The following is a 24,792-nucleotide window of genomic DNA, read 5'->3' as shown; positions in this document are numbered from 1 at the left end:
ACGGTGACGGCAAGAGCGCCGCAGACGTTCGTCGGACGTCAGGCCGAGCTCGAGGCGCTGGGTGCTGCCCTCGAGCAGGCGGCCCTCGGGCGGCCCCGGATCGTGGTGGTCGAGGGCGACGCCGGAATCGGGAAGACCGCCCTGCTCCGCCGCTTCGTCGCGTCGCTCGACCCCGATCGGGTCATCTGGGCGAGCGGTGAGGAGAGCGAGCGTGGACTGGAGTTCGGTGTCTGCGCGCAGTTGGCGGCCGCGCTACCGGGCGTCCGGGTCCGCGAGGGTGACGGCTTCCCCGCGGTGGGAACCGCCTTGCTCGCCGGCCTGGGCGCCCGCCAGGACAACGGTCCGGTGGCGGTGGTCGTCGACGACCTGCACTGGGCCGACCACTCCTCGACCCAGGCGCTGCTGTTCTGCCTACGACGGTTGCACCGTGATGCGGTCGTCGCGGCGGTCACGGTCCGTACCGGTCAGGTGGACGCTCTCGGGCCCGGGTGGGCGCACTTGTTCGCCGACGGTGGTCGGGTCGAGCGGCTGCGGCTCAGCGGGCTCCACCTGGCCGAGGTCGGGGAGCTGGCCGCCGCCTCCGGTCTGACCTCCACCCCGGGTGCGACGCAACACCTGCACGAGCACACCGCGGGAAACCCCCTGTACATAAGGGCCTTGCTGTCCGAAGTGGCGCCCGAAGCGCTGGCGGAGCGACTGGGCGTGCTGCCCGCACCGAGAGCGTTCGCCGCGACGGTGCACGCCCGGATGGCGCGCATCGGGGCACCGGCCCGCGAGTTCGTCTCCGCCTTGTCGGTCCTGGGACGTCGAGCCCCGTTGTCCGCGGTGTGCGCGGTAGTGGGCGACAGCGCCGCGACGGCAGCGGACGGGGCCGCCGCGGCGGACGCCGCCGCGGCGGACGCCGCTCTGCGGGCCGGACTGATCGAGGTCGTCGTCGAGGGGCCGGACCCCACCCTCGGTTTCACCCACCCGTTGGTGCAGGCAGCGGTGTACACCGACCTGTCGCTCGCTCGTCGGCGCCGTCTGCACGCGTCGGCCGGAGAGGTCCTCCCGCCTCCGACGTCACTGCGTCACCGGGTGGCCGCGACCGGACCGGACGGCGACGCGGAGCTGGCGCAGGACCTGCGCGACGCAGCCGAACAGGCCCGGCGCGGGGGACGCACGCTGACGGCCGCCGACCTGCTGAACGACGCGGCTGCGGTCGAGCCCGACGTGGAACGTCGGGACTGCAGCCTCTACGCCGGACTCGAGTTGCGCCTGTTCGGTGGCGACCTCGCCGGTCTGGTGCGGGACGTCGCGACGGTGGAGGCGCGTCCGGACACGCCGGACCGCAGGTACACGCAGGCGATCTTCGACCTGGTCGACGGCCGGCTGGAGTCGGTGGTGGCGCGTCTGCGTGCGCTGGTCGCCGAGTCACCACCCCCCGACCACGCGGACCTGTGGGCGCGGGCCGGCGGCGTCCTGGCCCTCGTGGAGATCATGTGTGGGCGCCCGGCCGACGCGGTGCGCTGTGCGCACGCGGCTCTGCGGCTCAGTGCGCCCGACTCGCACGCCGAGGCCATGGCGACGCAGGCTCTGGGACTCGGTCACGCCCACCTGCTCGACTTCGAGAGCAGCGCGGGCGCGCTCGCCACCGCCTCACGACACCGACGCACCCCGTCGGCGTCCGAGGCGGAACTGCTGGCCGCGCGGGGGCTGACCCTCGTGTGGCAGGGACGTGACGACGAGGCGATCGCCGATCTGAGCGTGGTCACGGGCTGGATCCAGGACGGGGTGGCCACGAGTCACACCACCCACGTGTACGCGGCGTTGGCCGAGGCGGAATTCCGCTGCGGCGACTGGAGATCCGCCGTCCAGCACGTCGGGTCGGCGCTGTCGCTGGCCGAGCACCTGGCGCATCCGTGGCACGTGCCGTACGCGCACGGTGTGGCGACCCAGCTGTACTCCACCCAGGGGGACCTGGTCGCGGCGCGCGAGCACGCGCGGGCCGCGACCGCGGCCGTTGCCTCGGCCGGGACGGTGGAAGCGCAGGGATACGCGACGTCGGCGGCCGTCCACATCGCCTGGGCCGAACAACGGTGGGCCGACCTCCTGCACCTCGGCGACGACGATGCCGGGCGCCGGCACCCCAACCTCACGCTCACACGGCTGCGCGCGGCTGAGGCCGCGATCATGCTCGGTCGCACCGATCTGGGGATGCGTCTGCTCGAGAGCACGCCCCCTCACGGTGGGGTCACGGCTGCGGGCGTGTTGCGTGTGCGCTCACTCGCCCAACGGCGTACGGGGGATTCGGAGAAGGCGCAGGTCGCTCTGGCCGAGTGGTGGCAGCGCTCCGGCGATCGAGCCAGCCGGTTCGACGAGGCGTTGCTGGCGGTCGAGTACGGAGCGGTGTCGATCGCCACGGGGGCGTCGACCCAGGCGGTGGCACCACTGCTGCGCGCCCGGAAGATCTTCGACGGTCTCGCCGTGCTGCCGGTGCTGGCGCCGGTGTCGGAGTGCGACCGGTTGCTCCGTGTCGTCGACTCGGTCCCGCCGCCTCCGCGTCCCCCGTCACTCGAGGGCCTCACGGACAAGGAGCAGGTCGTGGCGCGGATGGTCGCGACCGGCATGACCAACCGTGAGGTGGCGGCCGAGCTCTACGTCAGCGACAAAGCGGTGGAGTACCACCTCCACAACATCTTCACCAAGCTGGGCCTGCGGTCCCGTCGTGAGCTCCGGACGCGCGTACCGGGCCACGACGCGGGACAGATCGGAGCGGGGCAGCTCGGAGCGGGGCTGGGCTCGGACGGCGGTGGGCGGGGACGGCTGGACGACGTGCCGAGGTGGTGACGCCGGCCGAGGCCTCAGCGGCGCGAGTCGGCGGCCGGTGAGGCGGTGTCGGCGTTGCGCAAGACGTGGCGCTGGGTGGCGCGCGCCTGCTCGAACCGCTCGCGACCGGCCGGGGTGATGCAGGTGGAGACCGAGCGGCGGTCGTCCGGGCACATCGAGCGGTCGACCAGGCCGTCGCGCTCCAGGCGGGACACCAGACGGGACAGGGCGCTCTGGGTCAGGTGGACGTGGCCCGCGAGCTCGTGCATGCGCAGGGAACCGTCGTCGCCGTGGAGGGCGAGCTGCTGCAGCACCTCGAAGTCACTGCCGGAGATGCCGTGCGCCTGCTCGAGTTCACGGTCGAGGACGCAGCTGATGCGGTGGTAGCGGCCCATGAGCTCGTGCCACTCGCGGGCGAGGTCGTCGTCGCTCCCTCCCATGGCGCCAGGGTAACACGTGCATGTACATCTGATGCGCGTACACATGATGCTTGCACATTAGATGCACATGCATATGATGCTCTGCGTGACATCACTCGACCTCGACACCGATCCCGGGACCGCCCGGGCGCGTCGTACTCCTTCCACCGTCCGCGGTACCGCGTGGACCCCCGCCGTGTGGGGCCTGCTCGTCGTCCTGTGTGGCGCCCTGTTCCTCGACGGCCTCGACATCTCGATGGTGGGCGTGGCCCTGCCCTCGATCGGCGCCGACCTGCACATGAGCTCGTCGGCCCTGCAGTGGATCGTCAGCGGCTACGTGCTGGGCTACGGCGGTCTGCTGCTGCTCGGTGGCCGTGCCGCCGACCTCATCGGCCGGCGCCCGGTGTTCCTCGCCGCCGTCGGCGTCTTCGGCGTCGCCTCCGTGGTCAGCGCGTTCCTCAGCGCGCCCGACGCGATCGTGGCCCTGCGGTTCGTCAAGGGCGCCGCCGCGGCGTTCACCGTCCCCGCCGGGCTCTCGATCATCACCACGACGTTCGCGGAGGGACCCGCGCGCAACCGCGCGTTCAGCATCTACACCGTCTGCGGCGCCAGCGGGTTCAGCTCCGGACTGATCTTCGGCGGCCTGCTCACCGAACTCGGCTGGCGGGCCACCTTCGCGCTCCCCGGCCCGATCGCGCTCGCGCTGTTGGTCGTCGGGTTCCGGGTCATCCCGGTCCACGCCCGGCCGTCGTTCCGCCTCGCGCACTTCGACCTCGCCGGTGCCTTCACCAGCACCGTCGCCCTCCTGTTGCTGGTGTTCGCCGTCGTCGAGGCTCCGCGTGTCGGGTGGGCCGACCCGCAGACCGTGGTGTCGCTGGCGCTGGTCGTCGCGCTCGCCGTGGCTTTCGTCGTCATCGAGCGACGCCACGCGAGTCCGCTGCTGCGACTGGGAATCCTGCGTTCGGCGTCGCTGGTGCACGCGAACCTCGCCGGCGCCGCCATGTTCGGCGCGTACGTCTCGTTCCAGTTCATCGCCACGCTGTACCTGCAGAACTCGCTGGGGTGGTCGCCGCTGTCCATGGCGCTGGCGTTCCTGCCGGCGGGCCTGCTGGTGATCGCGAGCGCGACCCGCATGGACCGGGTGCTCGCCCGTGTCGACTCCGCGCGGCTCATCCTCGGCGGGCTCGGCGCGTTCGTGGTGGGGTACGTGCTGTTCCTGCGGGTCGACCCGTCCATGTCGTACTGGAACTTCCTGCTGCCGACCATGTTGCTGCTCGGCGTCGGGTTCGCGCTCACCTTCCCGGCCGTCAACGCGCAGGCCACGGCCGGGGTGCAGGACAGCGAGCAGGGTCTCGCGTCCGGCTTGGTCAACACGAGCATCCAGATCGGTGGTGCCGTGGTCCTCGCCGCGATCACCGCCGTGCTCGGCACCGGTGACAACTCACGTCCGGGCCAGCTGCTCGACGGCATGACGACGGCCGTCACCGTGGTCGCCGCCGTCGCCGGCGCCGGTCTGCTGTTCACGCTGGTGCGGATCGTGGTCGACCGTCGACGTGCGGCGACCGAGGTCCCCGTTGACCCCACCGGCGACCTGCGGCCGGTCGAGGCGACAGCTGCGGCGGACTGCGTCAGCTGCTGAGGTGGCGGCGCCGCCCACCGGGCGGCGCCGCCCCGCTCGGCTCTTCCGATGCACATCGGTCGAGCTGACGACCGGTTCGTGCGGGGGAGTGGGTGCGCGTCACGCCTCCCGGTGGCCGACCGCTGCACGGGGCGCACGCGCCCGCGCCCGCGCGACCAGTTCGTATGTCGGACCTCAGCGCGACTTCTGAACGGACGGGGTGTCTGCGACGCCCCCACAGGCCCCGGATTTCCTGCGCCCCGCGCTCCATCGGCTGTCGCACGGAGCGGACCGCAGCTGCGAAGGTGTGCGCTGAACGTTCGTCATCTGAGTCGGCTCGGACGCGCGGCCGGGTGCACGTGGGGTCAACTGAACCGGGCGCAGACCCGAGGCGCGTCAACGTGGTGGGGTCCATGCCTTGAGCCGACGAGCCTGAACGTTGCCGGTGACCGGTGTCAACCTGATGCGCCACGAGTCGCCGGGGGTCGTCGAGCCCGGCCAACCACGAGCGACAATCCCTGCCCCGGTGATCAGCGCCCGGTACCGGCCGGCGGGAACGGCGATCTCAGTGACACCCATGGTCGGACTGTCGTACCGCAGACCGTTGTCGTCGACCTCGATGGACGCTTCAAAGGCCTCGTCCCACGCGTCCAAGTCGTCCGGCACCGGAGCCGCCAGCACCTCCACCCGCAGCGGCATCTCGAAATTGTTCTGATGCGGCACGACGACGGTCAGCAGTGAGCGGTCCCGCGCGATCCCGGACTCCAAGGCCCGTTCCAACAGGGCCGCCTCGTCGGTCTCGTCGTCCCACTCACCCGCCCAGATCTGGAACTGGCCGTAGTCGAGCCCCACAACGCCGTCCCATTCGAACTCGATACCCTCGTCACGCCCGGGTGATGCCACCGGCGCGGGCGGTCGCGTCACGACCGTCCGCGCGGTATCGCCTGAACCGGGCTCGTCGATCAGCTCCCACCCCTCAACCAACGCCAGCGGGTTCGCGGGCCAGCAGTGCAGTAGGAACCGCTGCTGCTCGGAGTCGGGGGGAACCGCGGTGTAAAGCCGGAATTGCATGTTCTCCTCCGGCAGGTTCAGACCGAGCGGGCCGGGAGCGCCGTTCCGGTCGACGGTGCAGCTCAGCCGCATCCCGGGGAAGGTTCCGCTGCCGCCGAGCATCTCTCGCCAGCCGACCACGTCCCATCCAGGATCGTCGTCAAACAGCTGCAGGGTGAACACCGACCGGTCACCGGCGACGTGAACCCGGATGAAACCCGGTCCGACGGGCACGTCCCGGTCGCCGTCGCGGTACTCAGCCAACACGAGCCGGGCGCGAGGCGGCCGGGTCCATCCGACAATCGTCACCGTCCCATCAACGGGCACGAGCGAGTCGACCAACATTTCACGAACAATCCCCACGCGCCGAACCTATCGCCCGCCACGACCTGGTGCCGCGGTGGCGAGACCGCGAGAAGTGAACCAGACTCGGCGGGGATCCTCATCTGGGCCGCCGGCCGCCGCGAGAGCGGCCCAGCCGTCGAGTCAGGGTGCAGTTTTTAGTCCGTCCAGCGCAACGATGACAGGCCCGCGGGCGCGCCGTACACGGTCAACCGAAGAGCGGCACGGCCCAGTTGATGATGTAGCCGGGCAGGCGGGATCAACCGGGTTCAACTGGATCAGGACGGCGGGCGATCTCGGGGTCGGGCACGGAGAGAGTCGACTGTCGCTTGGGTGATGACCCTTTCCGTCGACCGGTCCACACCCCACGAAGGGATCGCATCTGCCTCCACCCAGCCTTGGATCACGTCCTCTGGCAGCGACAACTGGTCGGCGGCCTCACGCACCGAGCACGACCTTGGTGCCTCCTCGGTGTCGCGGGCAAAACGCTCCTGCGTCAGCAGCCGCCCGACATCGACCCGGTCACCCACCAGCTCAAGAAGCTCCCGCTCCGTCGCACCAGCCAAGAGTGCGTCTGTGAGCAATCGTCCCAACTCGGCGGCCAGGTCGTCACTTAAGACACGCCCCTCGGCCCGGCGAACCGCAGCGACCAGTTGCCGACCGAGCTCGGGACCCACTCGCACACCGCGACCGTAGGACATCCTTCCGCCCGTCGTCGACACATCCGCTGCGACGTCTCGCTGGAGGACGATCGCTGTCTGCAGGGGAAGCTTCCGCACGCCGTCGGGGGGCCGGCGACCGCGGCCTCGCAGTAGTGGATGCGCAACTGCACGCCGGAAGGGCGAGTCGCGAGCGCGTTCTATCCCTCTGGGCCGCGGTCATAGCCTCGCTTGGTGGAGGAGATCGGACGGCGGAGGCGTCGGCAGCCCGCACCACCGCATGTGGTTCTCGTAGCTCTCGCCGAGCCGGACCATGATCCCGCTCGACCGCAGCTCACTCTGCTCCACGATGAGGTGCGGCCGGAGGTGGTAGTGATCAAACCCGGCGCGGTTACATGGTCCTCGATCTGGACTCGGCGCCCTGACGCGCGCGTCCACTTCGACTTGCCGCTCAGCTCCGACGGCGGCACCGACCTGCAGTGGACCTTGCTCATGGAGGCCCCGCCGCGAGACGCGGCGCTCACGGCCACATGTGCAAGCGGCTCAACCGGTTGATCAACGCCGAGCTCCGCTACAGCTTCGGGCAGTGGCCACCCGGGTGCGTCCCACACGCGGATCCGATTTGCGCAAGGCTCCGCTGCTGTTGCGGACGACCACCTGTTCCGCACACGCTCGGGCGGCTCGGCGCGGCCGGACAGGCAGCGGAAGACCCGCTGGCGCGTCAGGCCCAGCGGGTCGGGCTGCTGATGACGGTGGCGCTGGGGCTGGGGCTGTCCGCACGCATGCGTGCGTCAATTAAGGACCGGTCAGGAACTACGGCCTTACGCGTCGCTTTCCCTTTCCAAACATCACGCAGAAGAGGTTCAAGGCTTGGACGCCGTTGTCATTTTATGAATGGCCCGATAGGGCACGCCTGATTGACAACGTCTCGAGGCAGAGCGGAATCTTCAGTTACCAAGTATTCACGCCCCTAAATAGGTGGGTAGCATGCCTGTCTCCAGGACCAAGTTGCGCTTCATCGGGTCGATTGACGGCGTCGGTCGTAGCCAGGCAGCGCGCCTCACCGCGTTCGGACTTGGCAGCGTCGAAGAGGTCGTAGCCGCCGGCACGGATGCCCCCTCACGCATCAGCTCTGCCGTCCCAGCATTGGCAGCCGAGTCTTCGAGCATCCTCTCGCAGTGCTGGTTCGTGATGCTAGGCGACCTCGGCGAGAAGGGCGCGGCGGCGCTTGTCGCGGCCGGCTTCGCAGATTACGCAGATCTCGTGGCCGCTCCAGCCGGCACCGTCGTCGCCGCTCTCGCCGCGCTTAGGCCAGCGCCAACCCGTCGCGCGTGCGAAGAGCTGCAGAGATTGGCCGCGAGAGCAATGACCATGTTTGAAGTCCTGCTCCTGCCCCAGGGCGCAGACGGACCCGAGACCGGCGTGCAACTGTTCGTCGCGGGCCCGGCCGGCTCGGGCGCGACGACGAGTTGGACCATTGGTGCGGATCGATCAGGGAGGTTGCTCGGACCGAGTCTGTCACGGGGAAACGTTGCACTGTTCGCCCTCCGCGTGGGTTCCGGCTGGTGCACTCTCACCGTGATGGCCGGCACGACCAACCCCGTGCAGGTGCAGACGTTGATGATCAACGATCGGGCCGTCGTGGCCAAGCTGGATGACGTGAAAAGGGCCGCGGGAGCTGTCGTTGCTCCGGCGCGGAACGTCGTGCGAGTTGGTGTTGCGAGTGTACGAGGCCTGAGTGTCGGCTCCCTGTTGCTAATCGAGCAAATGGGAGCAGACAGAAGCGTCCTAATTTCAGCGGTGCACAGCCGCGCCGGTGACCTGGTCGTCGACTCCGTTGTGGAGTCTCCCGCGCGGCTCATCCCGAGCGGGTCGAAGGTGGGCGACGTCCTCGCGGTAACCCCCGACTTCAAGCTCCAGGCTGCGGACGCCGAGGTGGTTCTCGCTGTACGGCGGTACCGCGAACGAGCAGGAGCCCAGAAGAGGAGCGGAAAGTGACCGACACCTACGTTGATGCACTGCCGGCCCGTGACTACCAGGAGTTCGAGGCCGAGGCGGGCGCCTGCGAGGAGTGTCAAGGTTTCGACGGCGGGTGGCGGTGGACCAGCGTCCCATTTCCGGTCCACTACAACTGTGGTTGCAACCTGAGTACCGCCCAGGTTGATGTCACCGACGACGGGGGCGGTACCGACACCGTCGGTGACACCGAGGAACTGCAGTGGGTCGCTACCGTGCCACGAGGGGGGAGCGCAAGCAGGGCGCAAACTTGGTCGACTGGCCGATCCTGGGTCGTCTACCCGAAAATCTCCGGGACCAAAGAGGTCGGCGGAATCAAGGTAGGCGGCGAGATCGGCGGTTCGTACGGCGGCCAGGACGGTAGCTCGCACACGGACACCACTACTTTCACCTACCAAAACGACATCGGTGGCGCCGATGGTCAACAGGTGTACGCGCGTTACAAGGTCCGGACCCAGCAGGATTACGAGAAGTACACCTACCACTGGGGTGACGTCACCAACGATTCCGGGGACGAGACACTGAAGCTCCGCAAAGGCGCGCCCTACACCGAACGCAAATTCGCGGGCTACGTGAACCAGCCCATCGCGGCGTGACCAGACGTCGACAACGGGGGCCGACCGATCACCAGGTCATCTGGTGGAACGTCCAGCGGTTGCTGCGACCGAACCGGTCGAACTTGTCGAACACGTTGCAGGCGACGAGTGACGATGGCTGGACGCGGACCACGTTCGCCGAGAAGCTCGCGCGGACCGCGGCGACGCTGCGCGCGGTCGCGGGCTCCGGTCGCCCAGCAATCATCGGCCTGGCCGAGGTGGCCGACGACGACCTAGCCGAACGAATAAACCGCGTCGCGGACCTGGGAATGCAGGTTGTGCGGAGCGACGCCGAAGGATTCGAGGGGGCCGACGTAGTGCTGCTCGTCGACCCGGAGGTGTTCCCACAGGTGCGCGGCGCCACGGCCTACAACATCAGCAACAGGTTCACGACTCGAGACATCTACCACGTTCAGTTGGGCACGCGTTCCGGCTTCCCACTCGACGTCATTGCCTGCCACTGGCCATCGCGGATGATGTCGAACTCTGAGGCGCTTCGGATCGCAGCCGGTGATTGGTGCCGGCGCCTCGTCGACGGGCTGCCTCGTGTGGAGTACAGCCGACTCCGCGATGTCGACGGCGTGCGGCGGCTGCCCGATGCGCAGCAGCTCGAGGCCCGCGCCGCCACACCGGTACTGCTCATGGGCGACTTCAACGACTCGCCTTACGACACGAGCATCGCCCAGGTGGTCAACGGCGTGCGCGACCCCCGCCGTGCCACCGCGGCGCTGGATGCCCTGGCGTCGTTGACAGAGGGTTCAGTAGACCAGTACCTGTCGAAGCAGTTCCCGTTGGTGAACCCGTGCTGGCCACTGCTCGCCGGCGAACCTCCCGGCAGCGTGTACTGGAACGCCGACTGGTATCTGCTCGATCAGGTGTTGTACTCACCGGGGATGGTCGCCGGCGCCGGAGTCAGGTTCGTTCCCGGTTCGGTGCGCCTCGTGGCGCCGCGGACTGTTTCAGTCGGAGCGCACGACGTACGCTGGTGCTCCGAGCGCGGAGTTCCGCGTCCATACGACCCGCGGTCACGTCTCGGAATCTCTGACCACCTGCCGGTGACATGCACGATCTCAGTGCCGGACTGAGCTAGCTCAGCTTGATCCGCTTCGGGGGTACATGGGTGCCGACAAGGCGCCGTTGTCGACCCGCGTGGCCACAGCCGCGACGCTAGGCCCAGCCCACAAACAGGTGTCGAAGTCCGTGTCGGTAAGCCCGACGCGCCTGTACACCGACGAGCGTCCGTCCGACTCCAAGACTCGAGGTCACCGGCCAGCCCAACTAACCAGATCAGCTGCTCAACCGAGTCTTCACCGCTGCTGCAGACGACCAGTTGTTCCGCACACTCTCGTGCGGCTCGACACAGCCGGACGCGCAGCGAAGGTTCTGTTCCACGCGGCGTCGGAGGCGCTGACAATGTCCATCTGTCAGCAGCGGATCCGCCTGTGCGGCTTCGTCTCGTTCATGCAAATCCCGCCGTTGACTATGTTCCGGGCGTTTCAGGGTGAGACCGTATCCGGGTGTTCGAGTGGCATGGCTGGGCGACCATCCGAGCGGGCGCCGCGAGTGACGACGACGACGCGGTCGACGCCGCGCAGCGACGCGCGGAGGCTGAGGTACGAGCGATGGTCGAGACCTTCGCCGGCGACCGCAATGAGGTCTTCGACCTCCGGAACGCGAACGGTGAGCTGCATCTCTGGCTTGCCGGTAACCACAATCATCGTCACGAGCCCGCCATCAACTTCTTCCGCGCCGTCGCCGTCGCCGTCGCCGTCGCCGTCGCCGCGCCCGGCTCGTACGGCGTCTTACATGCATTGGACCACAACTTCATCACGCAGCCCTGGCAGCGTTGGGTCATGCTGCGGGGTCGCGTCACCCGCGAGGTCGAGTCGGCTCTGACCCCGCATCTTGGGCGAGTCGAAGACGTCGACCTGCGTTGACCATGCCAAGACTCAGCGTCGACGTTGACCCGAATGATCCTGCGGGGGAGGACGGGGCCGTCAGCTTTGAGACGCTGCAACAGGTCGACTCCGGCAGGGGGCGTGAACGTCGAAGTGACCGTCGCTCTTGCCCGTCCTGATCGGGAGAGGTCGCGGCTCAGGTAGTGATCGCCCCGTCCGCCCAGCCCAGCAGGAAGGCGTTGAGGTCGTCTGCGAGCTGCCGGGTCTCCATCTCGATCGGGTACCAGCAGTGCACCGGCGAGCTCGGCGCGCTGCGCACGCAGAACACGGCGCCGGCGCCGTCTCCTCCGATGCCGACGAACGACCGATCGAAAGGCGTTGTGTCGCGGAGCCGACGGTCCTCCGCCACCAGGTCCGCCACCGGCCAGATCCACGGGTAGCCGAGGGAGTCGTACAGACCATCGCTGAACTCATACAGCTCACGGACCGACTGCGACAGTTTTACACCTAGGGTGTTCTCGACCTCAGCGAGGTCGTGAGGTGCGACGCCGGCGCGCGTGCCGTAGGACCTGAGGAGCAAGTTGGCCCGGATAAGCGGCACGCGACCAGGTTGTCACATCGACCGTGTCCACCCGCCGGGCGATACCTTCCGCACGCGGCCGGGACTTAGGCGGCGTCGGGATCCGCTGCACGACTAGGTGACATCTGAGGTCGCGTGTGGCTGTCCGTCGCAGTAGCCGAACCCATCCAGCCGCCGCCGGGAGTACCGACGGCGGTGACATCGCTTTACCGGATCGTCGTTGTGACGGGTGGCAGCGGCTGGCGGTCGGTGTGGTGCGTCAGTGCGGGTGGGCTCAGGCGTACTCATCGGCGGAGATCCAGGCGCCCACGGAGCCGAGCAGCTGAATCTGTTCGGGTTTGAGCACCCAGCCAAGAGGCTGATGCTGACCGGACAGCTTCACTAGGTGGCGTCCATCCTCGGTCTTGATCTCGGGAAGCAGCTCGTCTTCGCCACCTTCATCATCAAAGGAGCGGACCATCTGCAGACCTACGGAGACATCGGACTCGTCAACGAGGGCGCGGAGCTTGGCAACCACAGGCGTGATGCGGTCTAGCAGCGCTTCCACCTGATCATCAATCGCCATGCCAGCGTCTCGGCACTCAATCTGCCAACTGTGTTCGAGAGGTCGCGGTGGTTGAGCTGTTCGGCTGCCCCGCATCTTGACGGCGTCTGGGGCAACTCCCAAGGCGTCCGTGATCTGTTCTGCATCGATGGTCTGGCTGTAGATGCACAGGTACACGTACTGACTGATCTTCATCGCGCGGCACGCTACCGGCGCCGCGCCCCAACTCGCTCGTCGACTGGGCGAGAGGCGCCAGTGACGGACCTTTCGGACGTAGCGAGAGTGCTCCAGGTGGTGAACTTTCGCAGATCGGGATCCGTTCCGCACGCCACCGACGGTCATGGCTGCCTCAACCTCGCAGCGGCGGATCCCTTGCCACACGACGGGGGTGGGGCTGCCCGTGGTCGCAGTGGACGCCCCGCAGGGCGACCGTCGGCCCTGTCGGCGTCGCCGACCTCGTGCTTGTCCGACCGGGCCATCGGAAAGTTCCGCCAATGCGGCGAGCTGAGATTGGCTGGGCGACTTGGGGACAGCCCGCTACAGGTAGCTGACGCCGACAAGAACCGCCCCGACCGCGAAGTAGACGCCAAGGAGGCCAAGTCGGGCGCCACGCAGCCGAACCATGGACGGTCGGCGCTTCTCGTCGTCGGGCAGCGGCATGTACTTCAACAGCAAGAGCAGCGCAGAGGAGAAGATCAGGGCCATGCCGATGTTCTGAAAAGCGCCTCGCCAAGACACGGATCGAAGCCTACGGGTACCTGGTGGCCCGCGGGCTGGCCGTCGTTACGGTTCACAATCCCTCCATGCGCATCGGCGGCGCGTTGCACTTACCGCGTTCTCCACCTCGACGCAGCCGAGCAGTCGCCTGCTGCCCCTCTGGTCAGCGTGTACGTCGTCGCGACGCAGCGGCGGAATTCAGCGGCCGGGATTTGAGCCCGACGTGTCAATTGCCAAGGCGCCGGTGTGTGCGTCGATGAGTACGAGGTTGTCGCAGTGGGTGACGGCGGGTGGCGTGGGTGGAGCTCCGGAGACCTGGAGCCCGGGGCCGCCGACGTCGAAACAATCGGAGCGCCAGATGATCGCCCAGACGAGGCGGTTGTCGTTCTCCTTGGCCCAGGTGCCGTCGGGGTTGATCTTGGCGGGTGTGTCCGACGTCGCCGACGCCAAGGCGATCGAGAGCGGTTCGGGTAGCGGGTCGCAGCCCACACCTTGGGTGCGGCAGGCCTCAAGAGCTTGTGCGGCCGTCAAGTCGCCTCGTTGGTCTGGTCCGGGAACGCGGAGGTCGACACTGAAGACGATGACGTCGCGGGTCAGGACGTTGTCCGCGTCGACAGGGAACTCGATGACGTCAGCTGTTGCATCGGTTGTCACCCCTTTGGCCGGCTTCTGTTGCTGTCGAACGGCCAGCAGGACACCCCCGACCACGACGATCAGCACTGCTGCGACGACGGTGGCCAGCACCGGTCCAGCGATCGTGCGGCGGCGCCTCGCAGGTATGACCGTGGTGATCTCCTCGGCCGCTCCCGGCGCCCGGCCGGTGATCCGCTCAGCCGTCTCGCCGTGGTCTTGGACGGGTGGTTCGACAGCTGTCATCGGGTCGGCCTGCGCGAGCAGGGTGAGGGCTTGTCTGCGGTTCACGGGACCCTCCTGAGTGGCTCGGGGGACGGCACCTCGGGTGCTGGTGTGTTCAACAGATCTGCGAGGCGGCGGCTCGCACGGTGGATGCGGACCCGGGCCGCGGTAGGTGAGCAACCGACCACGGTGGCGATCTCGCGGGGCCGCAGTTGCTCCCACACGAGCAGGCGTAGCAGTTCTTGGTCACCGTCGATGAGTTGGGCCATTGCCACGGACACAGCGGTGGCGGTGTCCATGTCGTCGGCTATCCGCTCGATCGGGTCGACGGCGGGTGGCGGCTGCAGCGCGTCGAGGCGCGAGGCCAACCGGTCTCGCCGTCCACTCGACCGGTATTCGTGCAGCACCTCGTTGTGGGCCGCGCGTAGCAGCCACGGCAGGTCGATCCGGTTGAGGTCGTCGCGGTGGCGCCATGCCGCAGCGAACACCTCGGTGGTCACGTCGTCGCAGTCGTGGCCCGGGCCGACGCGTCGTCGGGCGTAGGCCCACACCGCGGCGTGGTGGGCGCGGTAGAGCGCCTCGAACGACGCCCTGGCATCCACGTCACTTCGGCCCACGAGTGGATACTCCCTGCACCGAGCGTTTCGTTACAACGCCACCGCGCCGGCCGGGCCAGCGACCACCCGGCCCCCAGGTCGGACCCGCGCAGTCCGGACCGAGGCCACCGAGTAACTGGTGCCGCGGGTTGCAGGCGTCGCCGGCTGCAGCAGGAATGGGTCCTTTCCGCTCACCGTCGGGGTCACTGACTGCGTGACTGTCGCGGCAGCCGATCCTCGCGGGAACGGGTGCACGGGGACGCGCCGTCCGCCGGCGGGCGTCGTGCCCTCACGCACGGGCGCACCCTCCGCCCGGCAAGTCGCAGCAGTGCGGACGACCTGATCGCCCCGGATCAGGAGCCGGGCCAAGCTACGCCCGGAGTAGCAGTCGATGCCGCCACGCCTAAGCTCGAGACGACTCCAGCGACGTCGTCCAAGAACACCACGAAGTCGAACTCAACAGAATGGATCCGGGCCAAACGAACCTCCACGCACCCCGATGCTTTCAGCCGAGCAATCGCCGTCTCGGACCCAATCATCGGGATGCCCCGGTCGTGCAGATGCCTCATCCGACGGCCGTAGATCGTGACCAGCTCTGCAACGGCCACTCGCTCCGTGCTCGTACTACGTACCGCGCCGGCCTCCAGCGCGCGTCGGCACGCTTGGTCAGCCCCCCCGGGTCCGACAAGGCCCTTGATCAGCTCGGCCCGCCCACCGCCATCGTCGGGCAAATCCGCGAGCGTCTCGGGTGTCAGTCCGTCGGCCGTGGTTCGGACAGCTGCGCCTGAGGGATCTTCTAGGCCAACAATTCGCGGGCGAAGCCAGTCCCAGTCGTTCTCGTCGTGGAGCGTGAACACGTTGCGCGCGCCAGGCGACACGGTGACGACGTGGACGACGTAGAAGCCGTCCTGGGCACCCACTTCGATGTCGTCCAGTCCGGTTGTCTCACGAACCTGGTCAGCGAGCTGCGATGCCTCCTCCCGACTCATGCCGGCGTCTCTGATCTCCACGGGCTCGATTCTGCCCGAGACACTGCTGGGCTTTAGTGCCTCCAACGCAGGCGTCTCACAGGGAATCCCTTCCGCGCACCGTTCAGCGTGCCGACGCCTCTGGTCTTGCAGCAGGGGATCGACGTCTGCGACACAAGGCCCTCTCTGGACGTGCCGGTCTGCAGCTCCGCACCCACCCAGCTGACCTCGAAGCCCTGGACAGCGATCCCACCGGACCCCGACACTCCATCCGTGATCGCCGTGGCTGAGCGGGAGCGGGGCCGTCGATGATCCGCAGGCTGTTCCCGGCCCTCGCGAGTTGTCCCGTCGTCAGATCTCCAGGTCTGGCCGTCGGTGCTGTGATGTGTCTGCTCGTGTGCGGTTGCGCGGGCGCGTCGGTCAGGCACACCGCTGCTGCACCGCTGTCCACCGCGTCCACGCAGCCGGTGCCGGCGTCGGAGACACGCCAGACACCAACTGACCTGGTGGCGGCAAGACTGCTGGCGATTGCAGACAGCAGGGCGACCACGTACCAGGGGACCGCCGCCCACGTCGCGGCTGTCCTCACGACGCGGACCGTCGCTGACGCCGTGCTGGATTCCGGGACCTCGGCGCCGGTCGACACCGCCCGCGTCTGGCTGGTGGACATCTCCGGCCCCACCCGATACGTCTGTGACACCTGCTTCTCGGTGACGGCCGCCCCTACCGGTAGCCACGCTCAACTGATCATCGACGCCACCACGTACGGTCCGGTCGGCACGGCCATCGACGATGAGCCGCCAGACCTCGCCCGAGCCGGTCGAGTACTGACGTTGCGCTAGCCGACCGTGCGTGTGTCGTGGACCAGCCAGACCGCGGTCGCCCGGTGTCACGATGCGATCCCCTCAACCGAGGAACCGTTCCGAACGCCTTCGAGGACGCCGACAGACCCGACCTCGCAGCAGCGGATCTCTCGGTGGGCTGCCGACGCAGGATGGTCCTGTGTGGTGTCGCCCTCGGCGACGGCGTCAGATGGTCAGTTCGTACACGGCCCAGAGCAGCGCGGCCGATACCTGGGTGTCGAGGTCCGCTTCTGAGGCGCGCAGTGTCGAGGTGCTGCCGCGCCTTCCTCCGCGGTCGTCGACGCTGCTGGTGGTCAGCTCCCCGGCGCGGCCGCGGCGTCGAATGCTCAAGTTCGCTGTGATCGCCCCCCTGGACAGCTCGAGGACGGCGGTGCCGCTGTCGTGCAGGCGGGTCTGAGCGTGGGTGAGTACTTCAGCGAGCCAGGCCGGCGAGGTCAGTGCGGGTGATGATGCGGCGGGATCGACCTGTGCGGCCTCGAGGTCGGGGTGGGCGAGGAGGCTGGTGACGAGTGAGGCGCTGCCGCCGATGTAGGTGCAGTCGGCGTCGATCTCCGTCGCGACGCACCAGCTGCGGTCCGTCGGCCACCACAGGTTCGGTGGCCGCGACAGCCACGGCGGATCGCCTGCGATCCGCGACGTGCCGGTCAGCGTCCCGTGGCGCAGCGCGTAGGCACGGGCCGGGTGGTGCAGCCGAGGGACGTCGGAAGTCACCGCGAGGTCGCCCCACCCTTCCCGCCAGCCGGCCCACACGTCGCCGGGGTCGGACGTGTGGTCCGTCAGTGCCTGCACCAACGCGGCTGACGTCGCGGAGGGATACGCGCCGATGTCGGGGCCGTTCCCATCCCACGGCAAGCAGGCTTCAGGCCTGCGCTCGGGCAGTGCCAGCTCCAACCATGTCGAAGCCGCCGTCAGTGTGGTGCCGGCCCACGCCGCCACGACCGACCACGGTGAACCGGCGTCCTGCGGCCTGTCACTGCCGGCAGGGTGGAACAGCCGCGCGTACCGCTCGAATCCGCTTGGTACGACCGATGCACCTCCGCTACCGAACGCGGCCAGTCGCGGCGCGATCCACCCACCCGGATCGACCCGGGACGACCACTCCACCCGGTCAGTGTCGCGCCGGGCGCAACTCCGACTGTCAGGGCGGCGCTTCGCCACCGGGACACTGCGGCAGCCGACCCCTTTCGCACGGCGTCGAGAGCGCCGCCAGCGGCTGGCCTTTCAGCTGGGTGTCCGTGCACGAGACGTGCGGTCAGCGGGCCTTCCAGACGAGGCGGCCCGTGGATGTGCGGAGGGTCAGGTTGGGCTGGTCGGTGACCGCAAGTGCCACGGCTCCGGCGCCGACGGTGTTGGTGACCCACAGGGCTTTGCCGCCGCGGTCGCGCAGGACGACGTTGCCGTCGGTCTGCACACTCAGCTTGGCGCCGGGGTGTCCGCCGGTCCGGCTGTTCCACACCGCGGGCGGCGTGATCCCCGTTGCGGGAACCGAGTCGTACGGGCCGCGCAGCACGAGGTTCCCATCGGACTGCAGGGTGAGGGCGTAACGACCCTGGGCGCTCACCAGCGACTGCCCAGTCGAGAGTGTGGATGCGGAGCGCGCGGTGGCCGGCCAGATCTGCAGCGGCACCGCGACGGTGACACCGTTGGCGGCGCTGGTCGCCGTCAACCGCGCGGGCCCGGGCGCCACGGGCGATGCGGTGAACAGGGCGTCGGCGGTCTGAGGGTCGCGCTCAGGCGTGGTGAACACGCGGCCGGTGGCATCGGTGAGAGCAACGGTGACCCGGTCGTCGCCCGGGAAGTCGGCCAGCAACGCCTGCAGCCGCACGGCGCTGCCCTGCGGTCCACCACGAACCCGGAGGGTCGGCGTGACGATGGTGTAGTCGAAGCCCGCTGTCCGTGTCGGCGTGCTGTGTTGCGTGAGCTGGTACCGGTGCTGGCCCGGCAGGAGCAGGGCCGGCACGGACAGGTACGCGGTGAGCGGGTTGAGGTTGGAGACGGGCCGGAAGTCCTGCAGTACACCGTCGATCGTGACGTCGATGGGGTCCGATGTACGGCGGCCGAACCCGGTCACGACCAGCTCCAGTTGATCTCCCCCTACCCCGAACGGGCTCGTGAAGAGCTCTGCCGTGGGCGCGGTGACCTCTCCCGCCCATTGCAGGACTCGTCCCGAGGTCTCGCCGGTGATGGCGCCGCGGAACGGACCCACCGGCGCGGTGGCCGGAGTCGAGATGGGCTGACCGCCGGCCGAGGACCAACCGCCGGTGCTGTTCGCCTTGAGGTGACCCAGCAGTTTGTCACCAGCGGGCCGGTGCCATGTCACCGCGAGTCGCTCTCCCGAACGAACCCGGTCACGTCGACCTCGATGGTGCAGTCCGGCCCTTCACCGAAGATGACGACGTGCCCGGTCGGGACGTCGACCGTGCTCGCGGCGGCGGTTGCCGAGGGCAGCAACGAGCCGACCAACGCGACTGCCGCCACCGCCACGTGTGCCATCGGGCGACCGTGGTTCATCCGAATCATGCGCACACCCGTTCACGTGACCACGCCTCGAGGTACTCGACGGGCGGAGCATGACACGCCTTCGATGGAGGCGCTTGCCGTGTCCGCTCCGCCCGGCGTCGCCACACTGACCGACCGACCAGTGGCGCCTGCCTGGACGATGCGCTCGGCAGGCGTAGGTCGCACCGCAGCGACGGGCCTGCAGCGGGCTGTTACGTTCCGCGCGTGCGAACCGTGCGCGAGGTGAGCGACGAGTCGCTGGTGCCCGTGGATGGGACGGTGTCCGTCGTCGGGTGGACGCGGCCGCCACGAGCGCGGCATGTCCTGGCTGAGTACAACTCCGAATCCGCGTGCGACCCCGGGCGCTCGGTGCGCGTCGGACCGGGCTTCGTCAGAGTGCCCGTCTCCCGTGACAGGCCGCTGTTCACCCTGCAACTGCTGGACGGTGAGCCGTCGTGGGAACTTCCCGGATGGCAGTCGACGGTCAGCGGAGCCGAGATCTTCCCCGGCATGCGGGTGAGCTGCACTGTCGACCGGAGCGGCGCCCCTGGCGAGGTCGGCCTGAACCTGCCCGGGGAGCCTGAACCTGCCCGGGGAGAACAGGTTCTTCTGGCTCTACGTCGCTGATCCTCCCGTGGGGGAGCAGCAGCGGTTCCTGATGCAGTTCTGGCCGGCGAACCCGTTGGCGCTGGCCGAGGGGTGGGACCGACGCGACGAGCCCGGTTCCGGCGTTGAGCAGGCTGGGGCCCCGATGCGATCGCCGGAGAAGGCGTCGTCGGCCGGACGTGACGGTGGTGTCGAGTTCGAGTGGGACGGCGTTGTGGGGCTCGACTACGGCCAATTCCAGATCTGGGCGGGCGAATGGGATGACGAGGTCGACGAGGCGGCTCTGCTGGACCGGGCCATGGAGTCCGGGATCGCCCAGGACGGATCGCTGGTGACCGTCGTCGTGCCGCATCAGAACAACGTCGAGATGACGCTGCGAGTCGAGGTGGTGTCGGCTCCGATGCCTGACGACCTGGACGCGTGGGACGAGGCCTTCGAGGCCTCGATCGACGTCGACGACAACGGGCTTCGGTACGACAGTCCCACCATGGGTGTCACCGAGATCGGTGTTCCCGCCGGCCAGTACCGCGTCCTGATCACCGGTAGGGGAATCGTCAGTCGCGGCTGGCCAGGTTCGACGACCCCGGGCGACGCGTGGCGTATCAGGCTCACGCCGCGCACCGGCAGGGTCGAGGCCCGCCGGCTCAAGGCGTGGTCACCGCCGTGCCCTGACGCACGGACCACTTCCGTGCACGGATCGGCCACCACGATGGCTGGACGGCGCGTGGCCTACCGCCGGTCGAACTCGATGCAGAGGGCATCGCACTCGATCTCGGCGGCAGCCATCGCGCAGATCAGGGCATCCGCTGACACCTGCGTCCGGCCGCGCCACGGGTCGGCGAGGCGGAAGTCGCCGGACGTGGTGTTCCCGATGATCACGACGCTGTGGGTTCCGATGGTTCCGTGGACATCGTCGGCGACCTCGCGACCGGGCAGCGCCTCGGACATCCGCCCGTGGCCGTACAGCGGAGCCGTGCACACGCTCACGCCGAGGGGACCGCGACGCAGCTTCTCGTACAGGCTTCCCGCGCTCACGTGCGGAGCGATCGACAGCTCGCCGCCGGCATCCAGGTACTGCACGTACGCGTCGACGTAGGCACGCGACAGTGCCGGGCCGAGTGAGGGCACGTCACGGGTGTCTCGCACCGCGGTGAGGCGGGAGATCAACGATGCACGGTCGAGCGAGGCCCACGAGAGGTCGACGATCAGGAAGTCGAAAGTCGTGAGGTGAGCTCGGAACCCCTGTCCGACGGCCCAGGTCGCGAGTTGGGTCGCGAGGCTGCCGGGCAGTTCCACGCCGTCCACCACGGCCCGCGGAGCCGACCGGGAGATGTCCTCGGGAGTGAGGACTGATCCGTGGTACGACAGCTGCATGGCCAGTGCGGTGTACCCGCAGTTGACTTTCGCTGTCTGGAAGTACTGGCTGACGTCGTGCTCCACGGCTTCCATGACTCGCTTCTCCGACCGCACCTCAGCGCGGATCCGACGGTGGTGGACTCGTGCCATCAGTAGACCTCACAACCCGATCATCATCATCAGCTGCGCCTGTTGTCGGAGGGCTTCGGCGTGGTGTGGCGGTCGCACGGTGGCGTGGGGGGCTGCAACGCGCGAGCCGACCTCGGGGGCGTCCGTCGGCGTCTGGCAGGGTCGGCTCCGTGACCACTCTCGCGGACCGCACCATCGAGGCGATGCGCGTGGAGCACGATGCCCTGGTCGAGGTGGTGGGTCGCCTCGACGACGACCAGCTGACCGAGCCCTCGGGCGCGTCGCGGTGGTCGGTCGCCGACGTGCTGTCGCACCTGGGCAGCGGCGCGCAGATCACGCTTGCAGGCATGGAGGCGACCCTCCGGGGTGGCGCAGCGCCGGACGGGTTCAACCAGTCGGTGTGGGACCGCTGGAACGCGATGTCGCCGCGTGACCAGGCAGATGGCTTCGTCGCCGCGGATGCCGCACTCGTTTCTCGCTTCGAGGCCCTGGACGCCGATCAGCGAGACAACGTGAGGCTGCCGTTCCGGCGCCTGCCGGAGCCGATCACGATGACGACGTTCGCCGGGATGCGCCTCGACGAGCTGACGCTGCACGCCTGGGACGTCCGCGTGGCCCTCGACCCGCACGCGACGGTCGCGCCCGACTCGGCGACCGTGGTGCTGGAGCACCTCAGCGGCGGGATGGCTTTCCTGCTGGGGTTGCTGGGCACGGCCGAGGCGCTCGCCGAGCCGGTGTCGCTGGAGGTGGCCGGGACCGGTCTCACCCTCGTGGCGACCGACACCGTGGCCCTGGTTGCCGCGCCCACGGCCACCACTGCGACGTTCACCGGTGGGCCGGACGCCGCGTTACGGCTGCTCACCGGCCGCTTGGATCCCACGCACACCCCGAGCACTGTCACTGTCACCGGTAACACCACGCTCGAGGCGGTGCGCACGGTCTTCCCGGGGTTCTGAGCGGCGACCTGGACGCCGCCCTGACCGACCTCGCCGATCTGCTCCGGTCACCACCTCCGGTCCATCGACCGTGACCGTCTCGCGTCGTCCCCCGGAACTCTCCCGGACCTCCAGGCGGAAGCCGGTGACGACCTCGCGGGCGGGGCCTGCGGGATCGCGGAGCCGCTCGGCCAGGAGGTCGAGGCAGCCGGCGGCGATCTGCTCCTTGTCCGGGGCGACGGTCGTCAGCGTCGGCACGCTGAACCGGCCGTCCTCGATGTCGTCGAACCCGACCACCGCGACGTCGTCCGGCACCCGCAACCCGTGGTCGGCCAGCACTCGGACAGCGCCGAGCGCGAGTTCGTCGGTGAAACAGAACACCGCGTCGGGCACGACCGACCCCGCGAGGAGCGAGCGCATGGCCACCACGCCGTCCGCACGGTGCAGCGACTCCACCGCGACCTCGAGCCGCGGGTCGGCGGTGCGACCGGCGTCGCGCAGGGCCGCGTGGTAGCCCTCCAGTCGCTGCCGGCCGGTGTCGTTCGTGCGGTGCGGCTGCACCCCGACCGCTGCGACCCGGTGCCGGCCGAGCGCCAGCAGGTGCGCCGTCGCCTCCCGTGCCGCCGCGACGTTGTCGAAGCCGACGTGGTCGACCGTCGACCCACCGCCGCGCTCGCCCAGCAGGACCAGCGGCAGGGCACCGGTCCGGCGCGCGATCTCGTCGACGTCGAGCGACCAGGGGGACAGGATCATGCCGTCCACGGCGAAGCCCGACGACCCCCCGAGCAGGCGCCGTTCCCGCTCCGGGTCGCCCTCCGTCTGATCGATGAGCACCGTCAGACCGCGGGCTTCGGCGAGGCGCACGACGACGGAGGCCAGCTGCCCGAAGTACGGCGAGTGCACCTCCGGAACCACCAGGCCGACCGCGCCGGTACGACCGCGCCGCAACTGCCGGGCGGCCAGGTTGGGGCGGTACCCGAGTTCGTCGAGCACGGCCTGCACCGACGCGCGGGTCGCGGGCGCCACGTGGGGCGCGCCGCTCACCACGTTCGACACGGTCCGCACCGACACACCCGCCCGAGCGGCGACGGCACGCAGGCTGACGGTCACGGGGCCCGATCCTTCCAGTCCGGGGCGGGAAGAGCCCTGTTGCCACGTTGCATGCAACGTGGCAATACTGAGCCCGTGACCTCCACCGAAGCGCACACCAGCCCTGCCGTCACTCCCGTCGGCGACGACATCGACCGCGACGAGATCCGTCGCGCGATCCACACCGACGGCATCATCGGCCGCACGGGCGCGTTCGAGCGCGGGTGGGTCGACAACCTGGCCGAGGACGTCGACGCCGCGTTCGCCGAGGCGATGGCACGCCCCGGCGGGGCGGTGGGTCGTGGCCCGAACCGGTACTACGTCGAGATCCACCCGCAGGCCCTGCGCGGCTTCGTCGACATCGTCACCCACCCGTGGGTCGTCGCCGCGACCGAGGCGGTGCTCGGCCCGGAGTGGACCGTCACCGAGGTCGGCTTCGACGTCCCAGGTCCCGGCGCGATGAACCAGCCCTGGCACCGCGACTTCGCGATGCCCGACGAGGCGCACCGCGAGCGGCGGCTCACGTCGCTGCACTTCAACATCACGGCGGTCGACACCGAGGACGACATGGGTCCGTTCGAGATCGCGCCCGGGACGCAGTGGGACGACGGCGAGACCTTCGAGCACGGCATGTTCCCGCCGGCGTCGCTGTACCCCCGCTACGAGGAACGCGCGGTCCGGCGGTACCCGCAGCGCGGCGACATCTCCGCCCGCACCGCCCTCACGCTGCACCGCGGAACCCGGCACGTGTCACCGAAGCGGCGTCCCGTGCTCGTGGTGGGGATGGACGGCCCGGACGGCACCAACTTCGAGCGCCACGACATGGCCGTCACCCGCGACTGGTGGGAGACGCTTCCCGACGCTGTGCGCCGGCACCTCGCCTGCCCGGTCGTCGACCGGCTGACCCCGATCACCCAGAAGCACACCATCGAGGGCCTGGTGATGGGCGAGGCCTGACCGCTCGGCGCAGCCGTGAGCGTCGTCGCACGACACGAGGGTGTCGACAGGCACTGCGCATCTCCGGGTTGGCCGACGTCGCACCTCTTGTCCAACGAGTCGTTCGCGACGCTGGTCCGTGTCGGTCCGGACCCGGCTCGGGCGACGTTGCTCCCATCGGGTGAGCCCGTTGTCTGCGCGGTGCGGGAGCGCTAGCGTTCGCGGCAGGTGGCACCACGTCGAACACGCGGCGAGAACCATCACCGGAACCGGCCGTTCCCGGTGGGCCCGGACGGTGGACGCAGTCGCCGAAGCGTCCATGCGTGCGGATCAGCGCGTGTCGAGGAGTCCACCATGGTGACCAAGGCCCTGCTCGTGCGTCTCGAAGCACTGCCTGGCAGGGAGAGCGACCTGGCCGAGTTCCTGTCCGGCGCGAGGTCGATCGTGATGGGGGAGCCCGGGACGGTGGCGTGGTTCGCCCTCCGCTTCGGTCCGTCGAGCTTCGGCGTCTACGACGTGTTCCCCGACGACGCGGCCAGGGACGCCCACCTCGCCGGCGGCGTGGGTCAAGCCCTGGGGCCGAACACCGGCGTCCTGTTCTCCGAGCCGCGGATCGAGAAGATCGACATCATCGCCGACAAGCTCCCGGGCTGACGGAGCTGCGGAGATCGACCACCGCGTCCTCGAGTCGCAGGCAGGTCGGCTGCGACGCA

General features: G+C 69.1%; 24 protein-coding genes. 11 read left to right on the top strand and 13 right to left on the bottom strand.

Annotated features, from left to right (window positions below):
• The first annotated feature begins 3 nt into the window (after nucleotides 1–3).
• Entirely contained in the window at nucleotides 4–2,829 is a 2,826-nt protein-coding gene (locus ACXR2U_RS13220; RefSeq protein ID WP_458825514.1) for an ATP-binding protein, read from the top strand.
• A gap of 14 nt (nucleotides 2,830–2,843) precedes the next feature.
• On the opposite strand, the gene ACXR2U_RS13215 is transcribed toward ACXR2U_RS13220, so the two are convergent.
• The gene (locus ACXR2U_RS13215; RefSeq protein WP_458825513.1) at nucleotides 2,844–3,248 is read right to left on the bottom strand and encodes a MarR family winged helix-turn-helix transcriptional regulator; all 405 of its coding nucleotides are present in this window, start codon (nucleotides 3,246–3,248) and stop codon (nucleotides 2,844–2,846) included.
• 76 nt (nucleotides 3,249–3,324) lie between these two features.
• Here ACXR2U_RS13215 and ACXR2U_RS13210 point away from each other — a divergent pair, with 76 nt between their 5' ends.
• A complete protein-coding gene (locus ACXR2U_RS13210; protein WP_458825542.1) occupies nucleotides 3,325–4,866 on the top strand; it encodes an MFS transporter in 1,542 nt (513 codons plus the stop codon).
• A gap of 375 nt (nucleotides 4,867–5,241) precedes the next feature.
• Here ACXR2U_RS13210 and ACXR2U_RS13205 read toward each other — a convergent pair whose 3' ends face one another.
• Nucleotides 5,242–6,258, bottom strand: a complete 1,017-nt coding sequence (locus ACXR2U_RS13205; protein WP_458825512.1) for a hypothetical protein — start codon at nucleotides 6,256–6,258, stop codon at nucleotides 5,242–5,244.
• A gap of 1,625 nt (nucleotides 6,259–7,883) precedes the next feature.
• Here ACXR2U_RS13205 and ACXR2U_RS13200 point away from each other — a divergent pair.
• The 4 genes from ACXR2U_RS13200 (at nucleotide 7,884) to ACXR2U_RS13185 (ending at nucleotide 11,445) form a co-directional block, all read left to right on the top strand.
• The gene (locus ACXR2U_RS13200; RefSeq protein ID WP_458825511.1) at nucleotides 7,884–8,894 is read left to right on the top strand and encodes a hypothetical protein; all 1,011 of its coding nucleotides are present in this window, start codon (nucleotides 7,884–7,886) and stop codon (nucleotides 8,892–8,894) included.
• Nucleotides 8,891–9,508: a hypothetical protein gene (locus tag ACXR2U_RS13195; RefSeq protein WP_458825510.1), complete on the top strand. Its 618-nt coding sequence runs from the start codon at nucleotides 8,891–8,893 to the stop codon at nucleotides 9,506–9,508. Before ACXR2U_RS13200 ends, ACXR2U_RS13195 begins: the two co-directional genes overlap by 4 nt.
• Nucleotides 9,505–10,593 carry an endonuclease/exonuclease/phosphatase family protein gene (locus ACXR2U_RS13190; protein ID WP_458825509.1) on the top strand — a complete coding sequence of 363 codons (1,089 nt, stop codon included), beginning with the start codon at nucleotides 9,505–9,507 and terminating at the stop codon, nucleotides 10,591–10,593. Before ACXR2U_RS13195 ends, ACXR2U_RS13190 begins: the two co-directional genes overlap by 4 nt.
• 432 nt (nucleotides 10,594–11,025) lie before the next feature.
• The gene (locus ACXR2U_RS13185; RefSeq protein WP_458825508.1) at nucleotides 11,026–11,445 is read left to right on the top strand and encodes an Imm7 family immunity protein; all 420 of its coding nucleotides are present in this window, start codon (nucleotides 11,026–11,028) and stop codon (nucleotides 11,443–11,445) included.
• Nucleotides 11,446–11,602: 157 nt separating this feature from the next.
• Here ACXR2U_RS13185 and ACXR2U_RS13180 read toward each other — a convergent pair whose 3' ends face one another.
• From ACXR2U_RS13180 to ACXR2U_RS13155, 6 genes are all read right to left on the bottom strand, one after another.
• On the bottom strand, nucleotides 11,603–12,007 hold the full coding sequence (locus ACXR2U_RS13180; RefSeq protein ID WP_458825507.1) for an SMI1/KNR4 family protein: 405 nt from the start codon (nucleotides 12,005–12,007) through the stop codon (nucleotides 11,603–11,605).
• Nucleotides 12,008–12,260: 253 nt separating this feature from the next.
• Entirely contained in the window at nucleotides 12,261–12,725 is a 465-nt protein-coding gene (locus ACXR2U_RS13175) for a DUF4279 domain-containing protein (RefSeq protein WP_458825506.1), read from the bottom strand.
• A gap of 342 nt (nucleotides 12,726–13,067) precedes the next feature.
• A complete protein-coding gene (locus ACXR2U_RS13170) occupies nucleotides 13,068–13,235 on the bottom strand; it encodes a hypothetical protein (protein ID WP_458825505.1) in 168 nt (55 codons plus the stop codon).
• A 210-nt stretch (nucleotides 13,236–13,445) separates the two neighbouring features.
• Complete coding sequence (locus tag ACXR2U_RS13165) at nucleotides 13,446–13,991, bottom strand: hypothetical protein (protein ID WP_458825504.1); 546 nt, start codon at nucleotides 13,989–13,991, stop codon at nucleotides 13,446–13,448.
• A 173-nt stretch (nucleotides 13,992–14,164) separates the two neighbouring features.
• Nucleotides 14,165–14,719 carry an RNA polymerase sigma factor gene (locus tag ACXR2U_RS13160; protein WP_458825503.1) on the bottom strand — a complete coding sequence of 185 codons (555 nt, stop codon included), beginning with the start codon at nucleotides 14,717–14,719 and terminating at the stop codon, nucleotides 14,165–14,167.
• 332 nt (nucleotides 14,720–15,051) lie between these two features.
• Nucleotides 15,052–15,708, bottom strand: a complete 657-nt coding sequence (locus ACXR2U_RS13155) for a hypothetical protein (protein ID WP_458825502.1) — start codon at nucleotides 15,706–15,708, stop codon at nucleotides 15,052–15,054.
• Between the two features lie 266 nt (nucleotides 15,709–15,974).
• On the opposite strand from ACXR2U_RS13155, the gene ACXR2U_RS13150 reads away from it, so the two are divergent.
• Nucleotides 15,975–16,508, top strand: a complete 534-nt coding sequence (locus ACXR2U_RS13150) for a hypothetical protein (protein WP_458825501.1) — start codon at nucleotides 15,975–15,977, stop codon at nucleotides 16,506–16,508.
• 186 nt (nucleotides 16,509–16,694) lie between these two features.
• Here the strand turns inward: ACXR2U_RS13150 and ACXR2U_RS13145 are convergent, their stop codons facing one another.
• The 3 genes from ACXR2U_RS13145 to ACXR2U_RS13135 form a co-directional block, all read right to left on the bottom strand.
• Nucleotides 16,695–17,465: a hypothetical protein gene (locus tag ACXR2U_RS13145; RefSeq protein WP_458825500.1), complete on the bottom strand. Its 771-nt coding sequence runs from the start codon at nucleotides 17,463–17,465 to the stop codon at nucleotides 16,695–16,697.
• Nucleotides 17,466–17,781: 316 nt separating this feature from the next.
• Entirely contained in the window at nucleotides 17,782–18,849 is a 1,068-nt protein-coding gene (locus tag ACXR2U_RS13140; RefSeq protein ID WP_458825499.1) for a hypothetical protein, read from the bottom strand.
• The gene (locus ACXR2U_RS13135) at nucleotides 18,846–19,022 is read right to left on the bottom strand and encodes a hypothetical protein (RefSeq protein ID WP_458825498.1); all 177 of its coding nucleotides are present in this window, start codon (nucleotides 19,020–19,022) and stop codon (nucleotides 18,846–18,848) included. The genes ACXR2U_RS13140 and ACXR2U_RS13135 overlap by 4 nt, the downstream gene beginning before the upstream one ends.
• A 231-nt stretch (nucleotides 19,023–19,253) precedes the next feature.
• Between ACXR2U_RS13135 and ACXR2U_RS13130 the strand changes: the two genes are divergently transcribed.
• Nucleotides 19,254–19,655: a hypothetical protein gene (locus ACXR2U_RS13130; protein ID WP_458825497.1), complete on the top strand. Its 402-nt coding sequence runs from the start codon at nucleotides 19,254–19,256 to the stop codon at nucleotides 19,653–19,655.
• 708 nt (nucleotides 19,656–20,363) lie between these two features.
• On the opposite strand, the gene ACXR2U_RS13125 is transcribed toward ACXR2U_RS13130, so the two are convergent.
• A complete protein-coding gene (locus ACXR2U_RS13125) occupies nucleotides 20,364–21,083 on the bottom strand; it encodes a hypothetical protein (RefSeq protein ID WP_458825496.1) in 720 nt (239 codons plus the stop codon).
• Nucleotides 21,084–21,289: 206 nt separating this feature from the next.
• On the opposite strand from ACXR2U_RS13125, the gene ACXR2U_RS13120 reads away from it, so the two are divergent.
• Nucleotides 21,290–22,075, top strand: a complete 786-nt coding sequence (locus tag ACXR2U_RS13120) for a maleylpyruvate isomerase family mycothiol-dependent enzyme (protein WP_458825495.1) — start codon at nucleotides 21,290–21,292, stop codon at nucleotides 22,073–22,075.
• On the opposite strand, the gene ACXR2U_RS13115 is transcribed toward ACXR2U_RS13120, so the two are convergent.
• On the bottom strand, nucleotides 21,968–23,164 hold the full coding sequence (locus ACXR2U_RS13115; protein WP_458825494.1) for a LacI family DNA-binding transcriptional regulator: 1,197 nt from the start codon (nucleotides 23,162–23,164) through the stop codon (nucleotides 21,968–21,970). The two genes, ACXR2U_RS13120 and ACXR2U_RS13115, sit on opposite strands and share 108 nt — an antisense overlap.
• A 51-nt stretch (nucleotides 23,165–23,215) precedes the next feature.
• Here ACXR2U_RS13115 and ACXR2U_RS13110 point away from each other — a divergent pair, with 51 nt between their 5' ends.
• Together ACXR2U_RS13110 and ACXR2U_RS13105 are read left to right on the top strand one after the other, a co-directional pair.
• Complete coding sequence (locus tag ACXR2U_RS13110; protein ID WP_458825493.1) at nucleotides 23,216–24,100, top strand: phytanoyl-CoA dioxygenase family protein; 885 nt, start codon at nucleotides 23,216–23,218, stop codon at nucleotides 24,098–24,100.
• A 333-nt stretch (nucleotides 24,101–24,433) separates the two neighbouring features.
• Nucleotides 24,434–24,733, top strand: a complete 300-nt coding sequence (locus ACXR2U_RS13105) for a putative quinol monooxygenase (protein ID WP_458825492.1) — start codon at nucleotides 24,434–24,436, stop codon at nucleotides 24,731–24,733.
• The last annotated feature ends 59 nt before the right edge of the window (nucleotides 24,734–24,792 follow it).

The sequence above is a fragment of the Jatrophihabitans sp. YIM 134969 genome, from assembly GCF_054456675.1.
Note: the sequence above shows the minus strand (reverse complement) of the source record. Positions and strands in the feature narration are given on the sequence as shown.